This window comes from Streptomyces sp. NPDC006326 (assembly GCF_040612915.1).
Classification (GTDB): Bacteria; Actinomycetota; Actinomycetes; order Streptomycetales; family Streptomycetaceae; genus Streptomyces.
The window spans coordinates 70,462-93,958 of the sequence record NZ_JBEXRC010000026.1 but is presented as its reverse complement, the minus strand read 5'-3'; the positions used below and the strand labels follow the sequence as shown (position 1 = coordinate 93,958).

Sequence of the window (23,497 nt, the reverse complement as noted above, 5' to 3'; positions counted from 1 at the left end):
CGGGCCCTTCCGCTCGTCGAGTGCAGAACAACCGGAGCTGTACGCCGGGTTCTGTCGCCCGGTGACCTCGCGGTCGCCGGGGAGACGGCCATCCATCTAGGACCGGTGTTGCCACCGGCCTCGTGCGGTCTACCCGCGGACTCGGGCGGGCAGCCCTCGATCGTCCGCGCAGGGCCCGCCGTCCGAAAACGGCCGGCCCCTCTTGACCTTGCTCCGGGTGGGGTTTACCTAGCCGCCTGAGTCACCTCAGGCGCTGGTGGTCTCTTACACCACCGTTTCACCCTTACCGGGGACCGAAGCCCCCGGCGGTCTGTTTTCTGTGGCACTGTCCCGCGGGTCACCCCGGGTGGGCGTTACCCACCACCCTGCCCTCTGGAGCCCGGACGTTCCTCGGCGGGATCCGGGGATCCCGACGCGGCCGTCCGCTCCGGTTGTTCTGCAAGGGACCATGCTACCCGCGCCCGATGCCGCACTTGACCGGGGCGCGGCGGCAGGCCTTCCCCGCAGGGATGCCGCGCTGCGGCGGCCCGCCCCCCGTGACGGGCTGCCGCAGCGCGGCGGCCGGGGGCGGGCGTCAGAGCCACCCGCGCTGGGCCGCGCGCAGGCCGGCCTCGAAGCGGCTGCGCGCACCGAGCCGTTCCATCAGGGCGGCCATGGACCGGCGGACCGTGCTGAGCGAGACGCCCAGCTGGTGGCCCGCGGCCTCGTCGGTCAGGCCCTGGCTGAGCAGCCGCAGCAGCTCCCGCTCGGGCGGGGTCAGGCCGGTGCCCGCGTCGCGCGGCCGGTCGCAGCCGAGCGGCAGAGCGGCCTCCCACACCTGCTCGAAGAGGGCGGTCAGGGCGGCCACCGCTCCGGCGAGCCGCAGGACGACGGCCCCGGCGCGGGTGTCGGCGGGGTCGAGCGGGACCAGGGCGTGGGCCCGGTCCACCAGGATCATGCGCAGCGGGAGGGTGGGCACGGTCCGTACGCCGCCGCCGTTGTCGGTGAGCCAGCGGGCGTAGCCGAGGGTCGGCCGGCTGCCGCGGACGCTGTCGAGGCAGACCGTGCGCACGCCGACTCCGCGGGCCAGCAGCCGGGCGTCGTTCTCCCGGGCCGCGTCGAGGGCGGCCTGTGACTGGCCGCCGCCCGGCATGAAGGTGCAGATCTCCCCTTCGGCCTGCTCGGCGATGAGTTCGAGACGGGCCTGGACGGCGTCGATGCCGAGGAGCCGTTCACCGTCGGCCGCGAGCCCGCCGGCGGTGTCCGGGCCGGTCCCGGAGCCGGGGGACGGCCCGAGGCGGAGCTCGGAGATCATCCGGGAGACGGCCTCGTGGCTTTCGGTGATCTCCCGCTGGCGCCGGTCGAGTTCCTCCTGGTGGCGGCGGAGCGCGAGCTGCACGCCCAGCTCCGGGCTGACCGCCCGCCAGGTGCCGGGAACGGCCCGCGACCGGCGCAGCAGCGAGGCCTGCGCGAGCCGGTCCAGGGCCTCCCGTACGCGGGATTCCCCGCAGCCGAGATGGGTGGCGATCTGCTCTACGCCCCAGCCTTCCGGCCGGGTGGCCATGAGCCGGTAGACGGCCTCGGTGGCCGGATCGAGCCCGAGGGTCGGGAACAAGGCGGATCCTCCGTGGGTGACGAGTGGTGCGCAGAAGCGTGGCAAGCCCACGCACCCCTGTCTTGTCAAAAACGGCACGCCCCCGGGCCGGGCGGGCACCGGCGGTGCGTGCCGGCGGCATCCGGAAGCCGCGAGCGCCGCAAGCCCGGAAGGGCCGCGGGCCGGCACAGCCGGAAGCCGAAGCCGGAAGCCGAAGCCGGAAGGCGCAAGGCCGGCCTAGCCCGACAGCACCACGCTCGTGATCCGGCCCGGCATCCGGTCCAGGGCCGATCCGGGCGGCAGTCCGCCGCGCAGTTTCACGAACCGTGAGGGCGGCAGTCCGGTCATCGCCTTCACCTCACGGCTCAGATGCGCCTGGTCGTGGTACCCGCAGGCGGCCGCCACCCGGGCCGGGGCCAGCCCCGAGGACAGCAGCCGCAGGGCGTGCTGGAGCCGGAACACCCGGGCCACGGCCTTGGGTGACAGGCCCACCTGGTCGCGGAACCGGGCGCGCAGCGTGCGGGCGCTCCACCCGGTCTCCTCCGCGACCCGGGCCAGTGACCCGCCGCCCGCCCACAGCCGGGACAGCGCCCCGCGGACCTCGGGCGCCGCGGCGGGGCCCCCGTCCAGGCGGGCGCAGAACACCTCGTCGAGGAGGGAGAAACGATCCTCCCAGGAGCCGAGCGCCTGCAACCGGTCGGTCAGGTGCCGGCCCGCCGGACCGATCACCTCCGTCAGGTCCACGTGGGCGTCCTCGAAGTGGGCCATGGGGATGCCGAACAGCCGGTAGGCCCCGAGCGGGCTCATGTTCACCTCCAGCCCGCTCACCGACCCCGAGTGCATCCCGACCGTCGGGACGGTGCGCGGGCCGCTGATCATGGCCCGGGAGGCGGCCCGCAGCCGGGTCGGTGCCAGCACCTCCGTGCGGGTCACCCACAGGCCCTCCGTGAAGACGAAGACCACCGTCACGTAACCGGTGGGCAGTTCCAGGCGGCGCCGTGGCGTACTGAACTCCGTGTGGAACCCCGTGTAGTTGATGATGAAGGGCCGCAGCGCCGCGGCCGGACGGCGGCGCGCCGAGCGGGGTCCCACCGCCGGCGCAGCCTGTGCGTGAACATCGACGGACCCCATCTCCGGGCCCTCCCCCTGCTGTTGCGCGGCCGGTCGTGCCGCGGTGCGCAGATGATGACAGGCCCGCCGCCGCGGTGGCCAGGTCCGCCCGCCGTGACACCAAGCATTCAGGACCACTTGCTCTCACCCCGAAGTCCTTCCGGGGCAGGCCGACCGCCCGCGATGCTTCTGCTGCAGCCGGAGAACAGCGGCTGAAACCGACTCATACCGACAGGGAGGGCCGCCTCGTGTTCTTCGGTTTCCTCGGCCTCATCTGGGACTGACCGCGACCATGCACCTCGCGATGGCGGCGGTGGAACTGACGGCAGGTCCGCTCGCCCCGCACCGGCATCTCGACCGGCACGTCCTGGTCGACGTCCTGTGGGCGTGCACCGAACCGGCCGACCAGCCGCAGCACGTGAGCGTGCGGACCTCACCGGGACGGGCCGACCTCGTGCTCTACGCCCTCGCCGACTCGGCGGCGGCGGCCCGGTCGGCGGCGCTGCGCAGCGCCCGGCGCGCCCTGGCCACCTCGCCGCTGCTGTCCGGGTGGACGGCGCGGGAGATCCGTCTCGACCACCTCGACCCCTTCGGCACACCCGACTTGGAGAAACCAGAGTGATGGGCACATCCGCCACCCGCCGGAGCCTGCGTCTGCCGGCCGCGGCCGCCGGCCTGCTCACGGCCGCACTGCTCGTACCGGCGCTGAGTACGTCGCAGGCGTACGCCGTCGATTCGGTGCGCTGGGAGCAGACGAACCTGGCCGGTCTCGGCTACCTCCCCGCGAGCGGGATCGACGGTGTCCAGGGCCCCGCCACCCGGGCGGCGCTCAAGGAGTTCCAGCAGGACAACGGCCTCGCCGAGGACGGCGCCTACGGGGACCGCAGCGAACTCGCCCTGCACCGGCAGGTGGAGGCGGTGCAGCGCAAGGCCGGGGTCGCGGCGGACGGTCTCTACGGGGACGGCACCAGGGCCGCGGTCACACGCTGGCAGGGCGGTCACGGGCAGGGCGCCGACGGGATCGCCGGCCCGGCCACCATGTCGGCCATGGGCGTCCCGCGCACCGTGTACCAGGTGGCGCAGAGCCAGTTCGGGGCGCACGGCTGGACGGTGTCCGCACAGTTCGGCTGCCTCAAGAGCCTGTGGACCGGCGAGAGCAACTGGAAGGTGTACGCGACCAACCCGAGCAGCGGCGCGTACGGGATCCCGCAGTCCCTGCCCGGCAGCAAGATGGCCGCCGCGGGCCCCGACTGGGCCAACAACCCGGTCACCCAGATCAAGTGGGGCCTGGGATACATCGACGACCGGTACGGCACGCCCTGCAAGGCGTACGAGATGTGGAAGTCCCGCTCACCGCACTGGTACTAGCCCGCGTCCTGCTCCTCATGTCACCCCTGGCCACTCCTCGCTCCACCCTCACCCCTTTTGTCCATACAAGGAAGGACACCTCATGCGCGCCACGCTGCGCCGTACCACCCTCGCCGCCGGATCCCTCGCCGCGGCGGCGGTGATCGCCCTGCCCGGCAACGCCTTCGCCGTCTCGAAGCTGTCCCAGTCCGCGGCGGCCTCCGCCCTCCGGGGCGCCGGGGTCACCTGGTCCTCCAGCGGCAACTGCACCACCCGCTCGAACAGCACGTGCACCTCCTTCGAGCAGATCAACCAGGCCACGGTGGACGGGCTGAAGACGCTGAAGAGCGCCAGCGGCTGCGCGATCAACGTCACCGGCGGCACGGAGGTCGGCCACGCCTCGGGCACCTACAGCCACTACAACGGCTACAAGGCCGACATCAACCCGAACACCTGCATCACCAACTACATCCACTCCAGCTTCACGAAGATCGCCCCGCGCAGCGACGGGGCGCAGCGCTGGCGCTCCTCGGCGGGCAACGTCTACGCCCGCGAGAGCAACCACTTCGACATCACCTACTGCGGCGGCTCCCAGGCCTGCACGAACGCGGCCGGCTCCTGACTCCGCACCGCCCTGCGGCCGCGCGCGGCCGCGTCCCGCTCAGCCTTCCGTTCCCGAGAGGACCCATGCCATGAAGCTCTCCCTGCACAAGAAGCTGTCCGTCGCCCTCGGCGCGCTGGCCATCGCCGGTGCCGGCCTGATCGCCGCCCCGGCCGCCCAGGCCGACGAGCTGGGCTGCGGCGTCAACGCCGTCTGCTTCTTCAAGGGCTACTCCACCCGGACCGGCGAGTACCACGACGTCACCTCCGGCTACCAGACGCTCGTCGCCAGCAAGGGCGCCGACAAGGCGTGGAGCACCCGCAGGAGCGGTGGCACGCTGCTCCACTTCACCAACGGCAAGACCATCTGCCTCAAGGCGGGCCAGCTGCGCGAGGACCTCAAGAGCGTCGGCACCGTGGACAAGATCCGCATCACCACGTCCGCCAACTGCTGAACGAGCGCGGTCATGAAGCGCCGCATCGCGGCCGCGCCCGGTACGAGGGCCCTGCCCTGACTCCCCAGCCCCTCTCACAGGAAGCCCTCGCGACCATGCGAATCCTCCACGGCACCCCGCGCAAGGCCCTGGTCACGGGCGCCGCCCTGGCCGGTGCGCTCGTCCTGGCCACCGGGCCGGCGTACGCGTCCTCCTCCAACGTGTCCGGCAAGGCCGGCGGGAGCTACACGTACTACCCGACCGGGCGGACCGTCACGGCCAACGGTTCGAACGTGTACCTCAAGATCAACAACCCGGGTACCGCGATCAAGGCCATGTGGTACAAGTGCGGCAGCCCCTCCGTGCACGGCGCGGGAGTGGAGCTCGGCGACGGCCGCCGCCACCTGCTCGGGTCGAACTTCAAGTCCGGCACGGTCTTCTGCCTGGCCGTGGCGGCGGACGTCAGCGAGATCAAGATCGCCTGGAGCGGCACGCTCGACTGGAACGTCACCTCCTGACCACCCCGGTGGCGTGCGGCCGGAACCCCGTCGGCGGGGTTCCGGCCCGCGCGCGTTCCCCCGCCGGGGCACCCGCCGGCGTGACCGGCGCTTCACGCCGGGGCGAACAGCACCTTCGCCCGGCCCGGGTCCGCCTGCGTGAGCCGGACCCGGATGCGGTCCCCGAGCGGCAGCCGCGCCGACGTGGACTCGACCCGGCCGACCACCGCCGGTTCCTCCAGGTGGACCGTGCCCACCAGCGGCTCGTGCTCCTTGATGTCGATCACGGTGGCGTCGAAGGTCTCGCCGATCCGGCCCTGGAGCAGGGCCGCCTCCACCAGGTCCACGCACTCCCGTTCGGCCGTGTTGGCCAGCCGCATCCCGTCCGCCATCCGCTGCGGGAGCGCGGCCAGCCCCGCCACCGCCCAGGCGGGCGGCTCGGCCCCGGCCACCGCCGCCACGCACAGCTCGCCGGTGTAGCGGTCCACCAGCCGCCGCAGCGGGGCGGTGCAGTGCGCGTACGGGGCCGCCACCGCCGCGTGCAGCACCGGGTCGGGGACGTGCCCGCCGGTGAAGACGGTGTACCCGGCGCCGCGCAGCAGGGTGGTGCATTCCTGGAGGAACGCGGCGTGGGCCGGGTCGTGCGGATCGAGGGAGCGGACGAGCTCGGCGTACGGCACGTGGTGCGGCCAGTCGATCCGCAGGGCCTTCGCCGCCCGCCGCAGCCGCCCGACCGCACCGTCGGGGGCGGTCGGCAGGGTGCGCAGGATGCCCGTCCCGGCGGCGAGCATCAGCTCGGCGGCGGCCATGCCGGTCATCAGGGAGATCTGGGCGTTCCAGCCGTCGGCGGGGAGCGGGGCCCGGTAGGCCAGGGTGTACGAGCCGTCCCGGGCGACGATCTCCTGCTCGGGCACGTTGAGCGAGATGCCGCCGCGCTGCTGTTCGAGGGCCTCGCGCAGCCGCCCGATCTCCGCGAGCAGGGCGAGCGCCTCGCCGCCGGTGCCGGAGTCGATGGCGTGCTGGACGCCGTCGTAGTCGAGCCTGGCCCGGCTGCGGACGAGGGCCCGGCGGACGTCGGTGGTCTCCACGCGCCCGGTGGCGTCCAGGTCGAGGCTCCACAGCAGCGCCGGGCAGGTCTGCCCGGGCAGCAGGCTGGCCGCACCCTCCGAGAGCACCGGTGGATGCAGCGGCACCCTGCCGTCGGGGAAGTACAGGGTGCTCACCCTGCGGTGGGCCTCGGCGTCGAGAGCGCCGCCGGGGGCGACGAAGGCGGCGACGTCGGCGATGGCGTAGTGCACGCGGTAGCCGCCGCCGGGCCGCTTCTCCAGGTGCATGGCCTGGTCGAGGTCGCGGGAGGCGGGCGGATCGATGGTGAACAGGGGGAGGTCGGTGGCGTCGGCGTCGGGCAGCCGCGGAGCCCGGACCGCCTCCTCGGCCTCGGCGAGCACCGCGGGCGGGAATTCCCCGGGCACGTCCAGCTCCGTCCGCAGTTCCCGCAGCGCGGCCCGCAGGGCAGCCCCGTCTGCGCCGGCCATGTGCATGTGACGGCGTGGCATGGATCGAGCGTAGGCCGGACGGGCGGTCGGGGCACGGCGAGCCGTCTACCCTGGCTCGGGGGCCGCACCCCCTGCGCCGTGTCGTACCGAAGGAGATCCACCGTGCTCGTGCTGCTGCCGCCGTCCGAAGGAAAGGCCGCCGACGGCTCCGGCGCACCCCTGGAGCCTCAGACGCTGTCGCTGCCGGGGCTGGCTCCGGCGCGGGCGGCGGTGCTGGAGGAGCTGGTCGAGCTGTGTGCGGGCGACGAGCTGAAGGCGCGCGAGGTGCTCGGCCTGAGCGAGGGGCTGCGCGGCGAGGTCGCGAAGAACGCCGGCCTGCGCTCGGCGCCGGCCCGGCCGGCGGGCGAGGTCTACACCGGCGTGCTGTACGACGCGCTGGGCCTGGCGGAGCTCCCGGACGGGGCGCGGGCCCGGGCGGAGCGGTCGCTGCTGGTCTTCTCCGGCCTGTGGGGCGCGGTGCGGATCTCGGACCGGATCCCGTCCTACCGCTGCTCGATGGGCGTGAAACTGCCCGGGCTGGGGGCGCTCGGCGCGTACTGGCGCGGGCCCATGGCCGAGGTGCTCCCCGAGGCGGCGGGGCAGGGGCTGGTGCTGGACCTGCGGTCCGCCGCGTACGCCGCTGCCTGGAAGCCGAAGGGCGAGGTCGCGGGGCGCACGGCGACGGTACGGGTGCTGCACGCGCAGACGGTGGACGGGGTGGAGAAGCGGTCCGTGGTGAGCCACTTCAACAAGGCCACCAAGGGGCGGCTGGTCCGGGACCTGCTGCTGGCGGGCGCGGCACCGGACTCGCCGGCCGAGCTGGTCACGGCGCTGCGGGACCTCGGTTACGTGGTCGAGGCCGAAGCCCCCGCGAAGCCGGCCAAGGCCTGGTCCCTGGACGTGGTGGTCACCCGCATCCACTGACGGCCGGGCGGCACCGGCCCGGCCGGCGGGAGCGGGCCGCCCGGGCCGGCCGGGGTCAGCGGCCGAGGGGCCAGGCCACCGTGGCGGGCGTCTGGCCGGCCGCGCCCGCGTAGGCCGCGCAGGCGTCCGTCAGGGTTTCGAGCAGGGTGAGCGGGTCGGGGAGCGGGTGCTCCATGCCCCGGATCCAGCTGACCGCCAGGTCACCGGGCAGCGCGGCCGGCGGCACCAGCACGTAGCTGCCACGGCAGTGCCAGCGCAGGCCCGGGTGCTCGTCCATCGTCTCGGGGTGGCAGTCCAGCTCGCAGGGCCACCACTCGTCCTCGTCCTCGGGGGTGCCGCGGGTGGCCGTGAAGAAGAGCATCCGGGCCTGGTCGCCGGTGCCGCCCGACTCCGCGACCGGGCCGACCTCCACGCCGGCCTCCAGGAGCCGGGCGAGCGCCACGGCCCCGGCCTCCAGGGGGACGTCCAGCACGTCGTGGACCATGCCGGTCGCGGTGACGAAATTGGCCTGCGGCTCGTTGCGCGCCCAGCGTTCGATCTGCGCCCGGTCGGTGGTCGACTGCGTCTGCCAGGCGAAGGAGAGCGGGTGCCGCGCGGGGGTGGGACAGCCGATGCGGTCGCACGAACACCGGTATCCGGCCGGATGGGCGGCCGGGGCGAGCGGCAGGCCCGCTGCGGCGACGGACAGCAGAAGGGCCTCGCGTGCGCGGCCGGGATCCTCGGGGGAGGGCTTCTGGCGGCGGCGCAGCCACTGGGAAATCCTGCTCTGCTCGCCGCGTTTGACGCGGCCGGACTCGGACCCCATCTATCCCCTCACCTCACGGTTGCCCTGGCAGACCGTCCCATGGTCCCACCATCCGGCGGCCCGTGTGACCGCACTGCCCGACCGGGGGCGGGGCGCAGGCGGTGAAGGCGCCCGTACAGCGGCCGGAATGAATCGGTCCGGTGGCGGGAAATCCCCCACATCCCCCTAAAATTCCGCCTCTTGTTCCCGGCCGCTCACCCGCCCGCCACCGGCCGGTGACCTTCGCCACCTTGCCGACGCCCCGTCAGCCCCGGACGCCGTCCAGGACCCGGTCGACCAGCGCGTCCGTGAACGCGTGCGTCAGCGGCGCCGTCCGCATCAGCCAGCGGTAGGTGACCGGTCCGACCAGCATTTCGACCGTGAGGCGCAGGTCCACGTCCGGCGGCAGCTGCCCGGCGTCCCGCGCCGCCCGCAACCGGGCCTCGTACAGGGCGAGCTGCGGCTCCAGCAACTGCTCGGTGAAGCGGGCGCCCAGCTCAGGGTCGGTCGCCCCGGCGGCGGTCAGGGCCCGCGCGGGCGCCTCGTACTTCTCGTCGCCGAACTCGTCCACGGTCGCGCGCAGCACCGCCTTCAGGTCGGCCGCGAGGTCCCCGGTGTCCGGGAAGCCGGTCCCGCCGCCGTCGGACTCGGCGTCCCCCGCGAGTGCCAGGGAGGCGTCCAGCAGTACGGCGGCCTTCGAGGGCCACCACCGGTAGATCGTCTGCTTGCCGACGCCCGCCCGGGCGGCGATGGCCTCGATGGTGAGCCTGTTGTAGCCGACCTCTCCGACCAGTGCGAGGGCGGCGTCGAGGATGGCCCGCCGGGAGCGGTCGCTGCGGCGGCTCGCGTCGGGCGTCTTCGGGGCGGGGGGCCGGCTGCTCATGGCGGCCAACCTACCAACCGGGACCTCTCGTCCCGGGCCGTTCCCGGTCCCCTCCGGCGCGCTGCGGGGGCCGGTCCTCGGGGCGGGGGTGCGGAGTCGTTCGGTGTCCTTTCCGTAAACCACCCCGTCGGTGCACTGCGCGGTTGCCGGTAAGGAGAGACGATTCTCTTCACATCTCCGTGAGTCGTGAGGAGCCTTCTTTGCGCAGAGACGCCACACCCCGGCGCTACCTGATGTGCCCACCCGCACACTTCAAGGTCACGTACTCCATCAACCCGTGGATGGACCCCGCCAAACCGGTGGACCTGCCCCTGGCCCAGGCCCAGTGGGAAGACCTCAGGGACCGCTACCGCGCCCTCGGCCACACCGTCGAGACGCTCGTACCGGATCCCGCTCTGCCCGACATGGTCTTCGCGGCGAACGGCGCCCTCGTCGTGGACGGCCGGGTGCTCGGTGCCCGGTTCGCCTACCCGGAACGCGCCGCCGAGGCGGAGATCCACCTCGACTGGTTCCGTTCCCACGGCTTCGAGGACGTCCACGAGCCGTCCCATGTCAACGAGGGCGAGGGCGACTTCGCCGTCACCGCGACCTACATCCTGGCCGGCCGGGGCTTCCGCTCCAGCCCGCTCTCGCACGACGAGGCCCAGGAGTTCTTCGGCCGTCCGGTCATCGGCCTCGACCTGGTGGACCCGCGCTACTACCACCTGGACACGGCGCTGTGCGTCCTCGACGGCGACGAGGTCATGTACTACCCGCCGGCCTTCTCGCCCGGCAGCCGGGCCGTGCTCAAGCGGCTGTTCCCGGACGCGCTGATCGCGGACGGGGAGAGCGCGGCGGCCCTCGGCCTGAACGCCGTCTCCGACGGCAGGAACGTCCTGCTGCCGCAGGCGGCGGTGGGACTGTTCGCCCCGCTGCGCGAGCGCGGATTCGAGCCGGTCCCGATGGACCTGGGCGAGTTGCTCAAGGGCGGCGGCAGCGTCAAGTGCTGCACCCAGGAGCTGCGGATGTGACGCGGAGGCCGGGTCAGCTGCCCGGCGGCCACTCCTGGCCCCAGTCGGCGTCCCGCGCCGCCTTGTAGAGGTCACCGTGGCGCTTGGTCACGGTGGCCCGGGTCAGCCCCGAGGAGGGACCTTCCGAGGGACCGCACAGGTCCAGCAGGACGAGCCCCTTCCGGATCTGCGGCCTCCGCGTGATCCGGAAGGGAGCCGGCTCCACCGGGAAGCGGGTCGCCGCCACGTAGCTGAACTTCTCGTCCTCGTACGGGAGGGAGCCGCCCTTGACCTTGCGGTGCAGGGAGGACCGGCTGACCCGCGCCGAGAAATGGCACCAGTCCTGCCCGACCTCGATCGGGCAGGTGCCGTCGTGCGGGCAGGGCGCCGCGATCCGCAGCCCGGCCCCGATCAGCTGCTCGCGGGCCTCCCGTATGCGCAGGTACCCCTCGGGCGTGCCCGGCTCGACGAGCACCACCGCCTGCCCGGCGCGGGCCGCCTCGGCGACCACCGCCCGGCGGGCCTCGGGGGTCAGCTCGCCCAGCACGTACGAGACGGTGACGAGGTCCGCCTCGGGGAGCGCCAGGCCGGCTCCGATGACGGCCCGGCGCCACTCGGCGCCGCGCAGCACCGCCGAGGGCGAGGAGGCGGCGAGCTCCCGGCCCAGCGCGAGCGCGGGTTCGGCCCAGTCCAGCACCGTGGTGGTCCGCGGGCCGTCCCAGGTGGCGTCCACCGCCCAGGTCGCCGCGCCCGTACCGCCGCCCACGTCGAGGTGGGAGTCCGGTGCCCAGCCCGGAGCGGCCTCGGCGAGCCCGTCCAGGGCGGCCCGTACGGCCTCGAAGGTGGCGGGCATCCGGTACGCCGCGTAGGCCGCCACGTCCGAGCGGTCCCGCAGCACGGGGGCGTCGGTCGGGGTCCGGCCGCGGTAGCTGGCGATCAGCCGCTCGACGGCGGCCGCGGCCTGCTTCGGCGGGAGCCCGTCGAGCAGCCCGTCCAGCGCGGAGCGGAGGGTGTCGGCGGTGGTGGGGCCGGGGGCCGGGGCGGAGGCGTTCACCACCGAAGTTTACGGCGCCGGGGACGCCCGGTTCACGCCTGCGCCGGGCCGCCCGCCGCGGCGGCGGCCCCGGGCTCCCGCCAGGGGCGGCACATCCCGGCGAAGCAGCCCGCCGCGAGCAGCGAGCACACCAGCTGCACCACCGCCATCGGCACGGCCGTCCCCTCGCCCGCGATCCCGACCAGCGGCGAGGCCACGGCCCCGATCAGGAAGGAGGAGGTGCCCAGCAGGGCCGAGGCCGAGCCCGCCGCGTGCGGGGTGCGCGTCAGGGCCAGCGCGTTGGTGTTCGGCAGGACCACGCCCATCGCCGACATCAGCACGAACAGCCCGGTCGCGATCGGGACCAGCCCGACCTTCCCGAACACCCCGGACGCCATCAGCAGCAGGCCCGCGGAGGCGGCCGTGATCACCGCGAGCCCGGCGGCCAGCACCTTGTCGAGGCTGACCCGGCCGGCCAGCAGCTTGCCGTTGACCTGGCCGGCCGCGATCAGGCCGACGGAGTTCAGGCCGAACAGCAGGGCGAAGGCCTGCGGCGAGGCGCCGTAGATCTCCTGCACCACGAACGGCGAGGCGGAGATGTACGAGAACAGCGCGGCGAAGGCGAAGCCGCCGGTCAGCGTGTACCCGGCGAAGACCCGGTCGGCGAGCAGCCCCCGCATGGTCCGCAGCGCGGAGCCCACGCCTCCGGTGTGCCGGCGCCCGGGCGGCAGGGTCTCGCCGAGGCTGCGCCACACCAGGAGGGTCAGGACGAGCCCGACGGCACTGAGGACCACGAACACCCCGCGCCAGTCGGCGAACCGCAGGACCTGGCCGCCGATGAGCGGGGCGATGATCGGGGCGGCGCCGGAGATCAGCATCAGGGTGGAGAAGAAGCGGGCCATCTCGACCCCGTCGTACAGGTCGCGCACGACGGCCCGGGCGATGACGATGGCAGCCGACCCGGCCAGGCCCTGGAGCAGCCGGAAACCGATCAGCAGCTCGGCGGTCGGCGCGAGGGCGCAGATGGCGGTGGCGAGCACGTAGACGGCCATGCCGGTCAGGAGCGGCCTGCGCCGCCCCCACTTGTCGCTCATCGGGCCGATGACGAGCTGGCCCACCGCCATGCCGGCGAGGCAGGCGGTGAGGGTGAGCTGGATGGTGGCGGCCGGGCTGTGCAGCGCGCTGGTGACCTGCGGCAGGGCCGGCAGGTACATGTCCATCGACAGAGGGGGCAGGGCGCTGAGTCCGCCGAGTATGAAGGTGACGAGCAGTCCGGTGCGGCGCGCCGAGGTCGCGGGGGCCGAGGCGGTGTCCGGAGCAGAGGGTCCGCGGGAGGGGGTCTCGGGAGGTGTCTCGGGGGACGGCTCGTGCGAGGGGGCCGTCGAAGGGCCTCTCTCCGACATGGGACTCCTGTCTGTTCGTCAGGTATTTCGTCGTCTTTTCGTACCCCGGCCGACCCATGCTCTCAGCTATCGGAACGTCCGTGGACGAATGTCGTATGTGACGTACTCTGCGGCCCCATGAACGCACCAGGGAAGAAGACCGCCGTCGTGACCGGGGCCGGATCGGGGATCGGCCGCTCCGTGGCCCTCGCCCTCGCCGGGGCCGGCTGGTCGGTGGCGGTGGCCGGCCGCCGCATCGAACCGCTGGAGGACACCGCCCGGGCGGCCGGCCCCGACGCGGACGTCCTCTGCGTACGGGCGGACGTGAGCGATCCCGACGACGTGGACGCCCTCTTCGCCACGGTCCGCGAACGCCACGGCCGTCTCGACCTGCTCTTCAACAACGCCGGCACCTTCGGCCCGGCCGGCGTCCCGCTGGAGGACATCGGCTACGAGGCCTGGCGCTCGGTGGTCGACGTCAACCTGACCGGGGCGTTCCTGTGCGCACAGGCGGCCTTCCGGCAGATGAAGGAGCAGGACCCGCAGGGCGGCCGGATCATCAACAACGGCTCGATCTCCGCACACGTGCCGCGGCCGAACTCGATCGCCTACACGGCCACCAAGCACGCCGTGACGGGCCTGACGAAATCGCTGTCGCTGGACGGCCGGCCGTACCGGATCGCGTGCGGCCAGATCGACATCGGCAACGCGGCCACCGAGATGACCGAGCGGATGCAGACCGGGATCCTCCAGGCCAACGGTCAGCTTGCGGTGGAACCGGTGATGGACGCGGCCGACGTGGCGCGGACGGTGCTGCACATGGCGGAGCTGCCGCTGGAGGCGAACGTGCAGTTCGCCACCGTGATGGCCACGGCCATGCCGTACATCGGGCGCGGCTGACGGGCGCGCGGCTGACCGGACGCCGCAGGCCGGGGCGCCGCTGGCCGGGCCGTCGCAGGCCGGGAGCGGTGGCGGGAATGGCGCGCGGGAGGGCGCAGTTGAGCCGATCATGACGACTGAGGCGACGGCCGGACTGACGGCCGAGGTACTGCGCTACACCGCGTTCTCCGGCGACCCCTCGGGCGGCAACCCCGCCGGGGTCGTGCTCGACGCGAGCGGGCTGGACGACACCCGGATGCTGGAGATCGCCGCCGAGCTCGGCTACAGCGAGACGGCGTTCCTGACCGCCCCGCCGGAGACCGATGAGGGGGGCGCGCCGGGCCGGGCCTTCACGCTGCGTTTCTTCAGCCCCAAGGCCGAGGTGTCCTTCTGCGGGCACGCCACTGTGGCCACCGCCGTGGCACTGGCGGAGCGGCTCGGGCCGGGGGAGTTCGTCTTCGCCACCCCCGCGGGCACGGTTCCCGTCTCGGTGACCGCGTCCGGGGAGGGCCTGCGGGCCGTGCTGACCAGCGTCGAGCCGCACACCGAGGACATCGGCCCGGCGGACCTGGCCGAGGCGCTGGCCGCCCTCGACTGGCCGGAGGCCGACCTGGACCCGAGGTTCCCGCCCCGGATCGCCTACGCCGGGGCCCGGCACCTGGTGCTCGGCGCGGGCAGCCGGGCCCGGCTCGCCGACCTCACGTACGACTTCGCCCGGCTGGAGGCGCTGATGCGGCGCCTGGACCTGACCACCGTCCAGCTCGTGCACCGGGCGGGCCCGGCCCTGTTCGACGTACGCGACCCCTTCCCGGTCGGCGGGGTCGTGGAGGACCCCGCCACGGGCGCTGCCGCCGCCGCGTTCGGGGCGTACGCCCGGGAGCTGGGCCTGGTGCCCGAGGACGCGGTGCTCACCCTGCACCAGGGCGAGGACATGGGCCGGCCCGGGGTGCTCACCGTGGAACTGCGCGCCGGTGACCCGCGGGTGCGGGTGGGCGGCCGGGCCGTCCGCATCGGATGAGCCGCGGCGGGCCGCCGCCGGGGACCGCGGTGCTCACGTACGAGGAGGCCGCGCTGCCGGCGCCGCTGGCCGCGCAGATCGCCGCCCTGGAGGCGCAGGCCTGGCCCGGAGCCACCCCGGGGCACGACCCGGCGCTCGCCCCGCGGGCGATGGTGCTGCTGGACGGGGCCGGGGCGGTGGCGGCCTCGCTGGCGCTGCTGTTCAAGGAGATCCGGCACGCGGGGCGCAGCCACCGGGCGGCCGGGCTCAGCGCGGTGGTGACCCGGGACGACGCGCGCGGCCGGGGGTACGGGGGCGCCCTGGTGGCCGCCGCCCGGGCGGCGCTGGCCGCGGATCCGGCCGTGGACCTGGTGCTGTTCAGCTGCGACCGGCCGCTGGTCCGCTTCTACGAGGCGGCCGGGTTCGTCGCGCTGCCGGGGGCCGTGCTGGTGGGCGGCACGCCCGAGGAACCGCTGGCCACCGACGCCCCCGGCTTCGACAAGCAGGTCATGGCCGATCTGCGGGGCTGCGGGGCGTCCGCCTTCGCGGGGACCCGGATCGCGCTGTACCCCGGCCCGGTCGACCGCCTGTGGTGACGGCCGGCCGTCCGGGATGACGGCCGGGAGGCGACGGGCCCGGAACGACGACGGGGCGGAACGACGACGGGGCCCGGACCGAGGTGATCGGTCCGGGCCCCGTGGCGTGGAGCGGCGCGGGTGGTGCTCAGGCCTTGGGCTCGGCCTCGGCCGGTACGCCCGCCGCCGCGGCCGGCGCGGAGGCCCGGCCGGCGAACCGCTGTACGCCCAGGAAGAGCAGCACCGTCGGGACGAGGTAGAGGGCCCACACCGCGACCTGGAGCCAGGTCGGGTCCGGCTGGAAGTTGAACGTGCCCTTCAGCAGGGTCCCGTACCAGCTGTCCGGCGGGATCGCCGCGCTGACGTCGAAGGCCCTGTTCATGAGGCCGGGCAGGAACTCGGCCTCCTGGAGGTCGTGGACCCCGTACGCGAGCACGCCCGCGGCGACCACGATCAGCATGCCGCCCGTCCAGGTGAAGAACCTGGACAGGTTGATCTTCAGGGCTCCGCGGTAGAACAGCCAGCCCAGCAGGATCGACGACCCGATGCCCAGCAGCACGCCCACCAGCGGCCCCGCCCCGTCACCGGCGGCGTGCACCGACCGCCACACGAACAGCGAGGTCTCCAGCCCCTCCCGGCCGACGGCCAGGAACGCCGTGGTCACCAGGGCGCCCGTGCCCATGGCGAGCGCCGCGTCCAGCTTGCCGTGCAACTCGCTCTTCAGGTGGCGCGCGGTGCGCTTCATCCAGAAGACCATCCACGTCACCAGGCCGACCGACACGATCGACAGGCTGCCGCCGATCGCCTCCTGGGCCTGGAACGTCAGCTCCGAGGTGCCGAATTCGAGCGCCGCGCCGAAGGCGAGGCTCAGCGCGGCCGCGAGGCCCACGCCGAGCCACAGCGGCGCCAGCTTGTCCTTGTTGCCCGTCTTCACCAGGTACGCGATGAGGATGCAGACGACCAGACTGGCCTCCAGCCCCTCGCGCAGGCCGATCAGATAGTTGCTGAACACGTCGGTTCCTTCCTTCGTCCTGCGGAACTACGCGAACAGCGCCCGGCCCCACCAGTCGTCCTTGTCACGGACGCCCGGCGGGACGGCGAAGACGGCCGAACCCACGTGCTGGATGTACTCGTTGAGCACGTCGCTCTTGGCGAGCTGGCGCTGGATCGGGATGAAGCCCTTGCGGACGTCCCGCTGGTAGGCCAGGAAGAACAGGCCCGCGTCGAGCCTGCCCAGTCCGTCCGAGCCGTCGGTGAAGGAGTAGCCGCGGCGCAGGATCGTCGCGCCGTTGTTGCTGTCCGGGTGCGCCAGGCGGACGTGCGCCTCCGGCTTCATCGCCTTCAGGAACGGCTCGTCGCGCTCCTTGGACTTGCCGACCGGCGCGCCCTCGGCCTTGTCACGGCCGAAGATGTCCTCCTGCTCCTGGAGCGGAGTGCGGTCCCAGATCTCGATGTTCATCCGGATCCGGCGGGCGACCAGGTAGGAGCCGCCGGCCATCCACGCCGAGCCGCCCTTGGCCTCGTCCGACACCCACACGTGCTTGTCGAGCGCGGCGGTGTCGGTGCCGGAGATGTTCCGGGTGCCGTCCTTGAACCCCATCATGTTGCGCGGGGTCTGCTCGTCCGGGGTGGTCGAGGAGGTCTTGCCGAAGCCGAGCTGCGACCAGCGCACCGCCGTCTTGCCGAAGCCGATGCGGGCGAGCTGGCGGATCGCGTGCACCGCGACCTGCGGGTCGTCCGCGCAGGCCTGCACGCAGATGTCGCCGCCGCTGCGCGCCGGGTCCAGGTTGTCGCCGGGGAACAGCTCCAGGTCGACCAGGGCCTCCGGGCGCCGGTCCTCCAGGCCGAACCGGTCCTTGGCGAAGAGCGAGGGGCCGAAGCCGATCGTCAGGGTCAGCCGGGACGCCTTGAGGCCGAGCGCCTCACCGGTGTCGTCCGGCGGCGCCTCGGGGAGGCCGCCGACGGCGCCCTCGCCGACCGGCAGGCCCGCGGTCATCCGCTCGGCGGCCCGGGTCCAGTCCTTGAGGAGCTGGACGAGCTCCGCCCGGTCCTTGGTCTTCACGTCGAACGCGGCGAAGTGCAGCCGGTCCTGGACGGCCGTGGCGATGCCGGCCTGGTGTGCCCCGTGGAAGGGGACCGCGGAGCCGCTGAGCGCGGCCGGCACCGGGTCCGTGGCGGAGGTGAGCGCGGCGACCGTGCCGCCCGCCGCGGCGGCGCCGAGCGCGAGCCCGGCGCCGCCCCAGCCGAGCAGGGACCGGCGGGAGGGCCCGGCTGCGGGCGCCGTGTCACCGGCGGTGGCGGCGTCGGCGGGCCCGGTGGCCTCGGTGGTCGTGCTGGTGTCTTCGGACATGGCGGGTACCCCTGCTACGCGATGCGTTACTTGGCGACGGCGGCGGCGAGCTTCGACAGCGGCTCACCGAGGGCGCTGACGGCGTCGGACAGCTCCTTGCGCTGGTCCTGGCCGACGGTCTCGTACGACGCGAACTCGTAGGTGTTCTTGTCGGCGCGGTACTTGTCGAGCAGCGTGTTCATCGCGGCGAACTGCTTGTCGAGCTCGGTGGCCAGCGCCGGGTCGTTCTTGGCGGTGATGGGCTTGAGCAGCTCGTACGCCTTCTGCGCGCCCTCGACGTTGGCCTTGAAGTCGACGAGGTCGGTGTGGCTGTAGCGCTCTTCCTCGCCGGTCACCTTGCCGCTGGCGACCTCGTCCAGGAGCTCCTTGGCGCCGTTCGCCATGGAGGTCGGGGTGATCTCCGCCGTACCGATCTTCTTCTGCCACTCGGTGACGTCGGTCATCAGCTGGTCGGCGAGCTTCTTCTCCGCGTCGCCGATCTTGTTGTCGGCCCACAGGGCCTTCTCCAGGCGGTGCCAGCCGGTCCAGTCCTTCGCCGGGTCCTGGCCGGCCTCCAGGCCGTCCTCGCGGACGTCGATCTTGGGGTCGATGTCGCCGAAGGACTCGGCGACCGGCTCGGTGCGCTCCCAGCCGATGCGCGAGGGGGCGTAGGCCTTCTTCGCGGCCTCGACGTCACCGGCCTTGACCGCGTCGACGAACGCCTTGGTCACGGGCAGGGACTCGTCGGCCTGGGTCTGCACGTACTTGCGGTACTCGGCGACGGCCGCGTCCAGCTCGGGGCTGCGCTTCTCGGTGCCGCCGTTGCCGGTCGCCTTGACCTTCTGGCGGATGCCGTCGCCCTTCATGCCCGGCTTGCAGGCGATCTCGTACTCGCCCGCCTTGATCTCGGCGGTGATGGAGGCCTTGGTGCCGGGGCCGATGTTCTCGCGCTCGGCGACGATGCGGTCGTCCGGGAAGAGGACGTAGACCTCGGTGACCTTCGCGCCCTTGTTCTCGACGTCGATGGTGACCTTGCCCGCGGGGAACTCCGTCTTGGAGACCTCGCACGCGCTGTCCGAGGCGGCGACCTTGACGGCGTCGGCGCCCGTTCCGCTCTTCTCGGCGCATCCGGTGACGGCGGTGAGCGCGGCCACCGCGGCGGCCGCGGTGAGGACGGTGAGACGGGCGGGGCGCATGCGGGCTCCTGGCGGGTCTGGCGTTCGGCAGACGACCGCCCCGATCAGGAGGGGCGGCCGGTGAGGCGGACCTAACTTAACCGAGGCTTACCTGACCCATGCCCGCGCGTCCAGTGATTCAGCACACACCTGCGACCGCCGGACACGGCCCCGTCACGACCCCTCCAGGCCCATCCCATGGGAAGGTAAAGCGATGGTCAAGTTCGAGGGCCGTGCTTGAATGCCCGGGTGAACGATCTCGATGTGCTCAAGGTCTTCTGCGCGGGCGACGGCAGCCACGGCAACCTGCTCGGCGTCGTGCGCGACGGCCGGACCTGCCCCGGCGGCGAGGACCGGCAGGCCCTCGCCGCGGAGCTCGGCTACAGCGAGACGGTGTTCGTGGACGATCCCGAACGCGGGATCGTCGACATCCGCACCCCCGGTACGCGCATGTCCTTCGCGGGCCACCCCCTGGTCGGGCTCGCCTGGCTGCTCGACATCGAGGAACTCCAGCCGCCCGCCGGCTCCGTGTGGGCCCGCGACGACGGCGAGTTCACCTGGATCACCGCCCGCGCCGAATGGGTCGAGGGCAAGCGCACCGAGCAGTACGCGAGCCCCGCCGAGGTCGACGCGCTGCCGGCGCCGCCGCCCGGCGAGGGCTGGCTGTACGCCTGGGCCTGGGAGGACGAGGCCGCGGGCCGGATCCGCGCCCGGGGCTTCCCGCGCCGCCCCGACGGGATCGTCGCCGAGGACGAGGCCACCGGCTCGGCGGCCATCCTGCTGACGGCCCAGCTGAACCGCGCCCTGAACATCACCCAGGGCGCCGGCTCCCAGATCCTCACCGCCCCCGGCCCGGACGGCACGGTCGAGATCGGCGGGCGGGTGCGCTTCGCGACCCTGCCGCAGGCGGCGCGGGCGGACCTGCGGACACGGGCCGGGGAGGGCTCTGCCCGGAGGTGACGGGGTACGCGGCCGGCCCCGCGCGATCCCGCATGCGGTTGACCCCGTACGCGGTTGACCCCGTACGTCGGCCGCCGGGGGGCTCTCAGGCGCTGAGCGGGAACTCGCGGCCCAGCTCCCGGAAGACGGCGCCGTTGTACTCGAAGGCCCGCTTGCACTCCTCGATGATGCGCTGCTTCTCCAGGTCGTCGGCGGCGATGGCGTCCAGCAGCTCCCGGTAGGACCGCTTGAAGGCCGCCGGGTTCGCGATGTCCGCGAAGACGTAGAACCGGACGCCGTCGCCCTTGCGCGCGAAGCCCCAGGTCCGCTCCGCCTTGTCCCGGATGATCTGGCCGCCGGAGAGGTCGCCCAGGTAGCGGGTGTAGTGGTGCGCCACGTACCCGCCCGGCCAGGTGGCCGCGCACTGCGCGACCCGCGCCGCGTACGCCTCGGTCGCGGGCAGCGCCCGCAGGCCCTCGCGCCAGCCGGGCCCGCGCAGGTGCGCGAGGTCCCGCTCGATCTCGGCGAGGCGCATCAGCTCGGGCCGTATGAACGGGCCCGCGACCGGATCGTCGCGCAGGGAGCCGGCCCCGTCCTCCAGGGCCCGGTACACGAACCAGAGCTGCTCGGTGTAGCGCGCGTACGCATCCACCCCGAGCCGGCCGCCGAGCAGGTCGCTCATGAACGTCGAGGTCTCGGCCTCGGTGTGCTGCTCGTGCGAGGCGACACGAATGGCCGTGGAGAAAGCGTCCAAGGCGAACCTCCGGGAGCACATGGGCAGGGGCCCTCAGCCCATGTGTTCCCGACAGGCTGTCGGCAAAACGCCTGCGGCGCGACTTCTCGCCGCCGGGTGGCGCTACGGCAGGGTGAGGATCTCGGCGCCCGTGTCGGTGACCACCAGGGTGTGCTCGAACTGCGCGGTGCGCTTGCGGTCCTTGGTGACGACCGTCCAGCCGTCCGCCCACATGTCGTACTCGTGCGTCCCCAGCGTCAGCATCGGCTCGATCGTGAAGGTCATCCCCGGCTCGATCACCGTCGTCGCGTGCGGGCTGTCGTAGTGCGGGATGATCAGGCCGGAGTGGAAGGACGAGTTGATCCCGTGCCCGGTGAAGTCCCGGACCACCCCGTAGCCGAAGCGCTTGGCGTACGACTCGATGACCCGGCCGATGACGTTGATCTGGCGGCCCGGCTTGACGGCCTTGACGGCCCGGTTCAGGGCCTCGCGCGTGCGCTCCACCAGCAGGCGCGACTCCTCGTCGACGTCCCCGCACAGGTAGGTGGCGTTGTTGTCGCCGTGCACGCCGCCGATGTACGCGGTGACGTCGAGGTTCACGATGTCACCGTCGCGCAGGACGGTGGAGTCGGGGATGCCGTGGCAGATGACCTCGTTCACCGAGGAGCACAGCGACTTGGGGAAGCCCCGGTACCCCAGCGTCGACGGGTAGGCGCCGTGGTCGCACATGTACTCGTGCGCGACCCGGTCCAGCTCGTCGGTGGTCACGCCGGGGGCGATCAGCTTTGCGGCCTCCTCCATCGCCTGCGCGGCGATGCGGCCGGCGATGCGCATGGCCTCGATCGTCTCGGCCGACTGCACCTCCGGTCCGGTGTACGGAGTGGGCGCGGGCTTGCCCACGTACTCGGGCCGGCGGATGTTTCCGGGGACGGAACGGGCGGGAGAGAGCTCGCCTGGTACGAGCAGCGACTGGCCAGACATGCAAGCGAGTGTATCCAGCGCCGATGGGGCAGGCTGGCGGCAGAGAGCGCAGCGAGCGGCCCTGAGAGGAGCCTGACGGCGATGGCCCTGTTCAAGAAGCGTCAGACCGGCAAGCCGGGCGAGTGGTACTACTGCCTGGTGCACCAGAAGGTCGAAGAAGGCCCCGAGTGCCCGGCGAAGGACCGTTTCGGCCCCTACTCCACCCCCGCGGAGGCCGCCCACGCCATGGAGACCGCGCAGGAGCGCAACCTCGAATGGCAGAACGACCCCAAGTGGAACGACAAGTCCCGCGAGGAGGACGAGGGCACGGCGGCTTCGTAGGCCGCCCCTGCGGTCACCAGCGGCTGGGCGGCGGCGCGGTCAGCTGGTCCGCCAGCCGCGCCAGCCGGTCCCGCAGCCTCCGCGGCCCGCGCTGCACCGGCAGGCCGTTCTCCCCGGCCGCCGCACTGACCAGGTGCTGCACCGTGTCCAGGTCCAGCTCCGCGGCGCCGGCCGGCACCGACAGCCCCTCATGCGCCAGCGCGGCCAGATCCGGGTCCCCGCCGTCCAGGGACAGTACGGTCGCCCCCGCGCGCCGGGCGTCGTGCACCCGCTCCAGCAGCCCGGCCCCCGGCTCCTGCGGAGCCACCACCAGCAGCGTGTGCCCGCGGCGGGCCGCCTCCAGCCGGCTCAGCCCCACCGACAGGTGCGGCGGCTCCCCGGGCCGCACGCGATGGCGTACGAGCGTGGGCGCCAGCTCCGGCAGCCCGCACCAGGCGGCCTCGTCCACCAGGTGCGCCGCCAGGTGCCACGGCTCGTACTGCTCGGTCCCCACCAGCAGCAGTTTCCCGCCGGCCGGCACGACGGAGCGCCGCAACGCCCCGGCGAACCGCCGCGCGGCTCCCGGCCACTGCGTACCGGCGAGCACCTCGCGCAGCAGCGCGACCCTCACGGCATCCATACCGGCATCCTGCCCCATGCACCGGGCATACAGGAGCGGTTCCCTCCTCTTCGGCTGTGGGGCTCGCGGCGTCCCGGTTGGGGCGTACCGGCATTACCCTCGCCCCCATGACCTCCACAGACAGCACTCAGAAGCCCGCCGCCAAGGACCCCTGGGACCTGCCGGACGTCTCCGGGCTCGTCGTCGGCGTCCTCGGCGGCACCGGTGACCAGGGACGGGGCCTGGCCTACCGGCTCGCCCGGGCCGGCCAGAAGGTGATCATCGGCTCCCGCGCCGCCGAGCGCGCCCGCACCGCCGCCGACGAACTGGGCCTCGGCGTGGAGGGCGCGGACAACGCCGAGTGCGCGCGGCGCAGCGACATCGTGATCATCGCGGTTCCGTGGGAGGGCCACGCCAAGACCCTCGAAGCCCTCCGCGAGGACCTCGCCGGCAAGCTCGTGGTGGACTGCGTCAACCCGCTCGGCTTCGACAAGCAGGGCGCGTACGCCCTCCAGGTCGAGGAGGGCAGCGCCGCCCAGCAGGCCGCGGCCCTGCTCCCGGACTCCCGCGTGACGGCGGCCTTCCACCACCTCTCGGCGGTCCTCCTCCAGGACGAGTCGGTGGAGGAGATCGACACCGACGTCATGGTCCTCGGCGAATCCCGCGCCGACACGGACGTCGTCCAGGCCCTGGCGGCCCGTATCCCGGGCATGCGAGGCGTCTTCGCGGGCCGCCTCCGCAACGCCCACCAGGTGGAAGCCCTTGTGGCCAACCTGATCTCCACCAACCGCCGCTACAAGGCCCACTCGGGCCTGCGCATCACCGACGTCTGACCCACCACGGCCCCGCCCGACCCCCGAAGGCCCCGGGCGGGGCGCC

General features: G+C 73.4%; 26 protein-coding genes and 1 other RNA gene. 13 read left to right on the top strand and 14 right to left on the bottom strand.

What is annotated here, in order from left to right; all coding sequences use genetic code 11:
- Positions 1-24 precede the first annotated feature (24 nt).
- From rnpB to ABZ128_RS21070, 3 genes are all read right to left on the bottom strand, one after another.
- Positions 25-434, bottom strand: an RNA gene (rnpB, locus tag ABZ128_RS21080) — RNase P RNA component class A.
- A gap of 140 nt (positions 435-574) precedes the next feature.
- Positions 575-1,594: a LuxR C-terminal-related transcriptional regulator gene (locus tag ABZ128_RS21075; protein WP_356850231.1), complete on the bottom strand. Its 1,020-nt coding sequence runs from the start codon at positions 1,592-1,594 to the stop codon at positions 575-577.
- 216 nt (positions 1,595-1,810) lie between these two features.
- Entirely contained in the window at positions 1,811-2,704 is an 894-nt protein-coding gene (locus tag ABZ128_RS21070) for a helix-turn-helix transcriptional regulator (protein WP_356850229.1), read from the bottom strand.
- A 271-nt stretch (positions 2,705-2,975) separates the two neighbouring features.
- Here ABZ128_RS21070 and ABZ128_RS21065 point away from each other — a divergent pair, with 271 nt between their 5' ends.
- From ABZ128_RS21065 to ABZ128_RS21045, 5 genes are all read left to right on the top strand, one after another.
- Positions 2,976-3,305 carry a hypothetical protein gene (locus ABZ128_RS21065; protein ID WP_356850228.1) on the top strand — a complete coding sequence of 110 codons (330 nt, stop codon included), beginning with the start codon at positions 2,976-2,978 and terminating at the stop codon, positions 3,303-3,305.
- Positions 3,305-4,051 carry a peptidoglycan-binding protein gene (locus ABZ128_RS21060; protein WP_356850227.1) on the top strand — a complete coding sequence of 249 codons (747 nt, stop codon included), beginning with the start codon at positions 3,305-3,307 and terminating at the stop codon, positions 4,049-4,051. Before ABZ128_RS21065 ends, ABZ128_RS21060 begins: the two co-directional genes overlap by 1 nt.
- Positions 4,052-4,133: 82 nt before the next feature.
- On the top strand, positions 4,134-4,652 hold the full coding sequence (locus tag ABZ128_RS21055) for a hypothetical protein (RefSeq protein WP_356850226.1): 519 nt from the start codon (positions 4,134-4,136) through the stop codon (positions 4,650-4,652).
- A gap of 70 nt (positions 4,653-4,722) precedes the next feature.
- Entirely contained in the window at positions 4,723-5,085 is a 363-nt protein-coding gene (locus ABZ128_RS21050; protein ID WP_356850224.1) for a hypothetical protein, read from the top strand.
- 95 nt (positions 5,086-5,180) lie between these two features.
- Positions 5,181-5,582: a hypothetical protein gene (locus ABZ128_RS21045; RefSeq protein ID WP_356850223.1), complete on the top strand. Its 402-nt coding sequence runs from the start codon at positions 5,181-5,183 to the stop codon at positions 5,580-5,582.
- A 92-nt stretch (positions 5,583-5,674) separates the two neighbouring features.
- Here ABZ128_RS21045 and ABZ128_RS21040 read toward each other — a convergent pair whose 3' ends face one another.
- Positions 5,675-7,117, bottom strand: coding sequence for an RNB domain-containing ribonuclease (locus ABZ128_RS21040; protein ID WP_356850222.1), 1,443 nt, complete (start codon positions 7,115-7,117; stop codon positions 5,675-5,677).
- A gap of 102 nt (positions 7,118-7,219) precedes the next feature.
- Between ABZ128_RS21040 and yaaA the strand changes: the two genes are divergently transcribed.
- The gene (gene yaaA / locus ABZ128_RS21035; protein ID WP_356850220.1) at positions 7,220-8,020 is read left to right on the top strand and encodes a peroxide stress protein YaaA; all 801 of its coding nucleotides are present in this window, start codon (positions 7,220-7,222) and stop codon (positions 8,018-8,020) included.
- Between the two features lie 55 nt (positions 8,021-8,075).
- On the opposite strand, the gene ABZ128_RS21030 is transcribed toward yaaA, so the two are convergent.
- Positions 8,076-8,825 (bottom strand): bifunctional DNA primase/polymerase, encoded by a 750-nt coding sequence (locus ABZ128_RS21030; RefSeq protein WP_356850218.1) that lies wholly within the window; start codon positions 8,823-8,825, stop codon positions 8,076-8,078.
- Between the two features lie 244 nt (positions 8,826-9,069).
- Positions 9,070-9,687 (bottom strand): TetR/AcrR family transcriptional regulator, encoded by a 618-nt coding sequence (locus ABZ128_RS21025; RefSeq protein WP_356850216.1) that lies wholly within the window; start codon positions 9,685-9,687, stop codon positions 9,070-9,072.
- A 200-nt stretch (positions 9,688-9,887) separates the two neighbouring features.
- On the opposite strand from ABZ128_RS21025, the gene ddaH reads away from it, so the two are divergent.
- Positions 9,888-10,697, top strand: a complete 810-nt coding sequence (gene ddaH / locus ABZ128_RS21020) for a dimethylargininase (RefSeq protein ID WP_356850214.1) — start codon at positions 9,888-9,890, stop codon at positions 10,695-10,697.
- 13 nt (positions 10,698-10,710) lie between these two features.
- Here ddaH and ABZ128_RS21015 read toward each other — a convergent pair whose 3' ends face one another.
- Together ABZ128_RS21015 and ABZ128_RS21010 are read right to left on the bottom strand one after the other, a co-directional pair.
- A complete protein-coding gene (locus tag ABZ128_RS21015; RefSeq protein ID WP_356850213.1) occupies positions 10,711-11,730 on the bottom strand; it encodes a small ribosomal subunit Rsm22 family protein in 1,020 nt (339 codons plus the stop codon).
- Positions 11,731-11,762: 32 nt separating this feature from the next.
- Positions 11,763-13,112, bottom strand: a complete 1,350-nt coding sequence (locus tag ABZ128_RS21010; protein WP_356850211.1) for a multidrug effflux MFS transporter — start codon at positions 13,110-13,112, stop codon at positions 11,763-11,765.
- 117 nt (positions 13,113-13,229) lie between these two features.
- Between ABZ128_RS21010 and ABZ128_RS21005 the strand changes: the two genes are divergently transcribed.
- The 3 genes from ABZ128_RS21005 (at position 13,230) to ABZ128_RS20995 (ending at position 15,563) form a co-directional block, all read left to right on the top strand.
- Positions 13,230-13,991, top strand: coding sequence for an SDR family oxidoreductase (locus tag ABZ128_RS21005; RefSeq protein ID WP_356850209.1), 762 nt, complete (start codon positions 13,230-13,232; stop codon positions 13,989-13,991).
- A gap of 109 nt (positions 13,992-14,100) precedes the next feature.
- Entirely contained in the window at positions 14,101-14,988 is an 888-nt protein-coding gene (locus tag ABZ128_RS21000; RefSeq protein ID WP_356850207.1) for a PhzF family phenazine biosynthesis isomerase, read from the top strand.
- 29 nt (positions 14,989-15,017) lie between these two features.
- Positions 15,018-15,563, top strand: a complete 546-nt coding sequence (locus ABZ128_RS20995; RefSeq protein WP_356850205.1) for a GNAT family N-acetyltransferase — start codon at positions 15,018-15,020, stop codon at positions 15,561-15,563.
- Between the two features lie 127 nt (positions 15,564-15,690).
- On the opposite strand, the gene efeU is transcribed toward ABZ128_RS20995, so the two are convergent.
- Genes efeU through efeO form a run of 3 tightly spaced genes read right to left on the bottom strand, consistent with a single transcriptional unit; the run spans position 15,691 to position 19,067 of the window.
- Positions 15,691-16,554 (bottom strand): iron uptake transporter permease EfeU, encoded by an 864-nt coding sequence (gene efeU / locus ABZ128_RS20990; protein WP_356850203.1) that lies wholly within the window; start codon positions 16,552-16,554, stop codon positions 15,691-15,693.
- 27 nt (positions 16,555-16,581) lie between these two features.
- Positions 16,582-17,892 carry an iron uptake transporter deferrochelatase/peroxidase subunit gene (efeB, locus tag ABZ128_RS20985; RefSeq protein WP_356850202.1) on the bottom strand — a complete coding sequence of 437 codons (1,311 nt, stop codon included), beginning with the start codon at positions 17,890-17,892 and terminating at the stop codon, positions 16,582-16,584.
- A gap of 26 nt (positions 17,893-17,918) precedes the next feature.
- Complete coding sequence (gene efeO, locus ABZ128_RS20980) at positions 17,919-19,067, bottom strand: iron uptake system protein EfeO (RefSeq protein WP_356850200.1); 1,149 nt, start codon at positions 19,065-19,067, stop codon at positions 17,919-17,921.
- Positions 19,068-19,295: 228 nt separating this feature from the next.
- Here efeO and ABZ128_RS20975 point away from each other — a divergent pair, with 228 nt between their 5' ends.
- Entirely contained in the window at positions 19,296-20,006 is a 711-nt protein-coding gene (locus tag ABZ128_RS20975; RefSeq protein ID WP_356850198.1) for a PhzF family phenazine biosynthesis protein, read from the top strand.
- Between the two features lie 85 nt (positions 20,007-20,091).
- On the opposite strand, the gene ABZ128_RS20970 is transcribed toward ABZ128_RS20975, so the two are convergent.
- Both ABZ128_RS20970 and map read right to left on the bottom strand, forming a co-directional pair.
- Positions 20,092-20,739 carry a biliverdin-producing heme oxygenase gene (locus ABZ128_RS20970; RefSeq protein WP_356850197.1) on the bottom strand — a complete coding sequence of 216 codons (648 nt, stop codon included), beginning with the start codon at positions 20,737-20,739 and terminating at the stop codon, positions 20,092-20,094.
- A gap of 102 nt (positions 20,740-20,841) precedes the next feature.
- Entirely contained in the window at positions 20,842-21,699 is an 858-nt protein-coding gene (gene map, locus ABZ128_RS20965; protein WP_356850195.1) for a type I methionyl aminopeptidase, read from the bottom strand.
- 81 nt (positions 21,700-21,780) lie between these two features.
- On the opposite strand from map, the gene ABZ128_RS20960 reads away from it, so the two are divergent.
- Positions 21,781-22,020, top strand: a complete 240-nt coding sequence (locus ABZ128_RS20960) for a hypothetical protein (RefSeq protein WP_356850194.1) — start codon at positions 21,781-21,783, stop codon at positions 22,018-22,020.
- Between the two features lie 13 nt (positions 22,021-22,033).
- On the opposite strand, the gene ABZ128_RS20955 is transcribed toward ABZ128_RS20960, so the two are convergent.
- Complete coding sequence (locus ABZ128_RS20955; protein ID WP_356850193.1) at positions 22,034-22,639, bottom strand: hypothetical protein; 606 nt, start codon at positions 22,637-22,639, stop codon at positions 22,034-22,036.
- 107 nt (positions 22,640-22,746) lie between these two features.
- Between ABZ128_RS20955 and npdG the strand changes: the two genes are divergently transcribed.
- A complete protein-coding gene (gene npdG / locus ABZ128_RS20950; protein ID WP_356850191.1) occupies positions 22,747-23,451 on the top strand; it encodes an NADPH-dependent F420 reductase in 705 nt (234 codons plus the stop codon).
- The last annotated feature ends 46 nt before the right edge of the window (positions 23,452-23,497 follow it).

Excerpts from the sequence above, each read along its gene's own strand:
- ABZ128_RS21070 (WP_356850229.1), bottom strand. The coding sequence starts at position 2,704 with ATGGGGTCCGTCGATGTTCACGCACAGGCTGCGCCGGCGGTGGGACCC.
- ABZ128_RS21065 (WP_356850228.1), top strand. The coding sequence starts at position 2,976 with ATGCACCTCGCGATGGCGGCGGTGGAACTGACGGCAGGTCCGCTCGCC.
- ABZ128_RS21060 (WP_356850227.1), top strand. The coding sequence starts at position 3,305 with ATGGGCACATCCGCCACCCGCCGGAGCCTGCGTCTGCCGGCCGCGGCC.
- ABZ128_RS21055 (WP_356850226.1), top strand. The coding sequence starts at position 4,134 with ATGCGCGCCACGCTGCGCCGTACCACCCTCGCCGCCGGATCCCTCGCC.
- ABZ128_RS21050 (WP_356850224.1), top strand. The coding sequence starts at position 4,723 with ATGAAGCTCTCCCTGCACAAGAAGCTGTCCGTCGCCCTCGGCGCGCTG.
- ABZ128_RS21045 (WP_356850223.1), top strand. The coding sequence starts at position 5,181 with ATGCGAATCCTCCACGGCACCCCGCGCAAGGCCCTGGTCACGGGCGCC.
- ABZ128_RS21040 (WP_356850222.1), bottom strand. The coding sequence starts at position 7,117 with ATGCCACGCCGTCACATGCACATGGCCGGCGCAGACGGGGCTGCCCTG.
- ABZ128_RS21030 (WP_356850218.1), bottom strand. The coding sequence starts at position 8,825 with ATGGGGTCCGAGTCCGGCCGCGTCAAACGCGGCGAGCAGAGCAGGATT.
- ABZ128_RS21025 (WP_356850216.1), bottom strand. The coding sequence starts at position 9,687 with ATGAGCAGCCGGCCCCCCGCCCCGAAGACGCCCGACGCGAGCCGCCGC.
- ABZ128_RS21010 (WP_356850211.1), bottom strand. The coding sequence starts at position 13,112 with ATGTCGGAGAGAGGCCCTTCGACGGCCCCCTCGCACGAGCCGTCCCCC.
- ABZ128_RS21005 (WP_356850209.1), top strand. The coding sequence starts at position 13,230 with ATGAACGCACCAGGGAAGAAGACCGCCGTCGTGACCGGGGCCGGATCG.
- ABZ128_RS21000 (WP_356850207.1), top strand. The coding sequence starts at position 14,101 with ATGACGACTGAGGCGACGGCCGGACTGACGGCCGAGGTACTGCGCTAC.
- efeB (WP_356850202.1), bottom strand. The coding sequence starts at position 17,892 with ATGTCCGAAGACACCAGCACGACCACCGAGGCCACCGGGCCCGCCGAC.
- efeO (WP_356850200.1), bottom strand. The coding sequence starts at position 19,067 with ATGCGCCCCGCCCGTCTCACCGTCCTCACCGCGGCCGCCGCGGTGGCC.
- map (WP_356850195.1), bottom strand. The coding sequence starts at position 21,699 with ATGTCTGGCCAGTCGCTGCTCGTACCAGGCGAGCTCTCTCCCGCCCGT.
- ABZ128_RS20960 (WP_356850194.1), top strand. The coding sequence starts at position 21,781 with ATGGCCCTGTTCAAGAAGCGTCAGACCGGCAAGCCGGGCGAGTGGTAC.
- ABZ128_RS20955 (WP_356850193.1), bottom strand. The coding sequence starts at position 22,639 with ATGGATGCCGTGAGGGTCGCGCTGCTGCGCGAGGTGCTCGCCGGTACG.
- npdG (WP_356850191.1), top strand. The coding sequence starts at position 22,747 with ATGACCTCCACAGACAGCACTCAGAAGCCCGCCGCCAAGGACCCCTGG.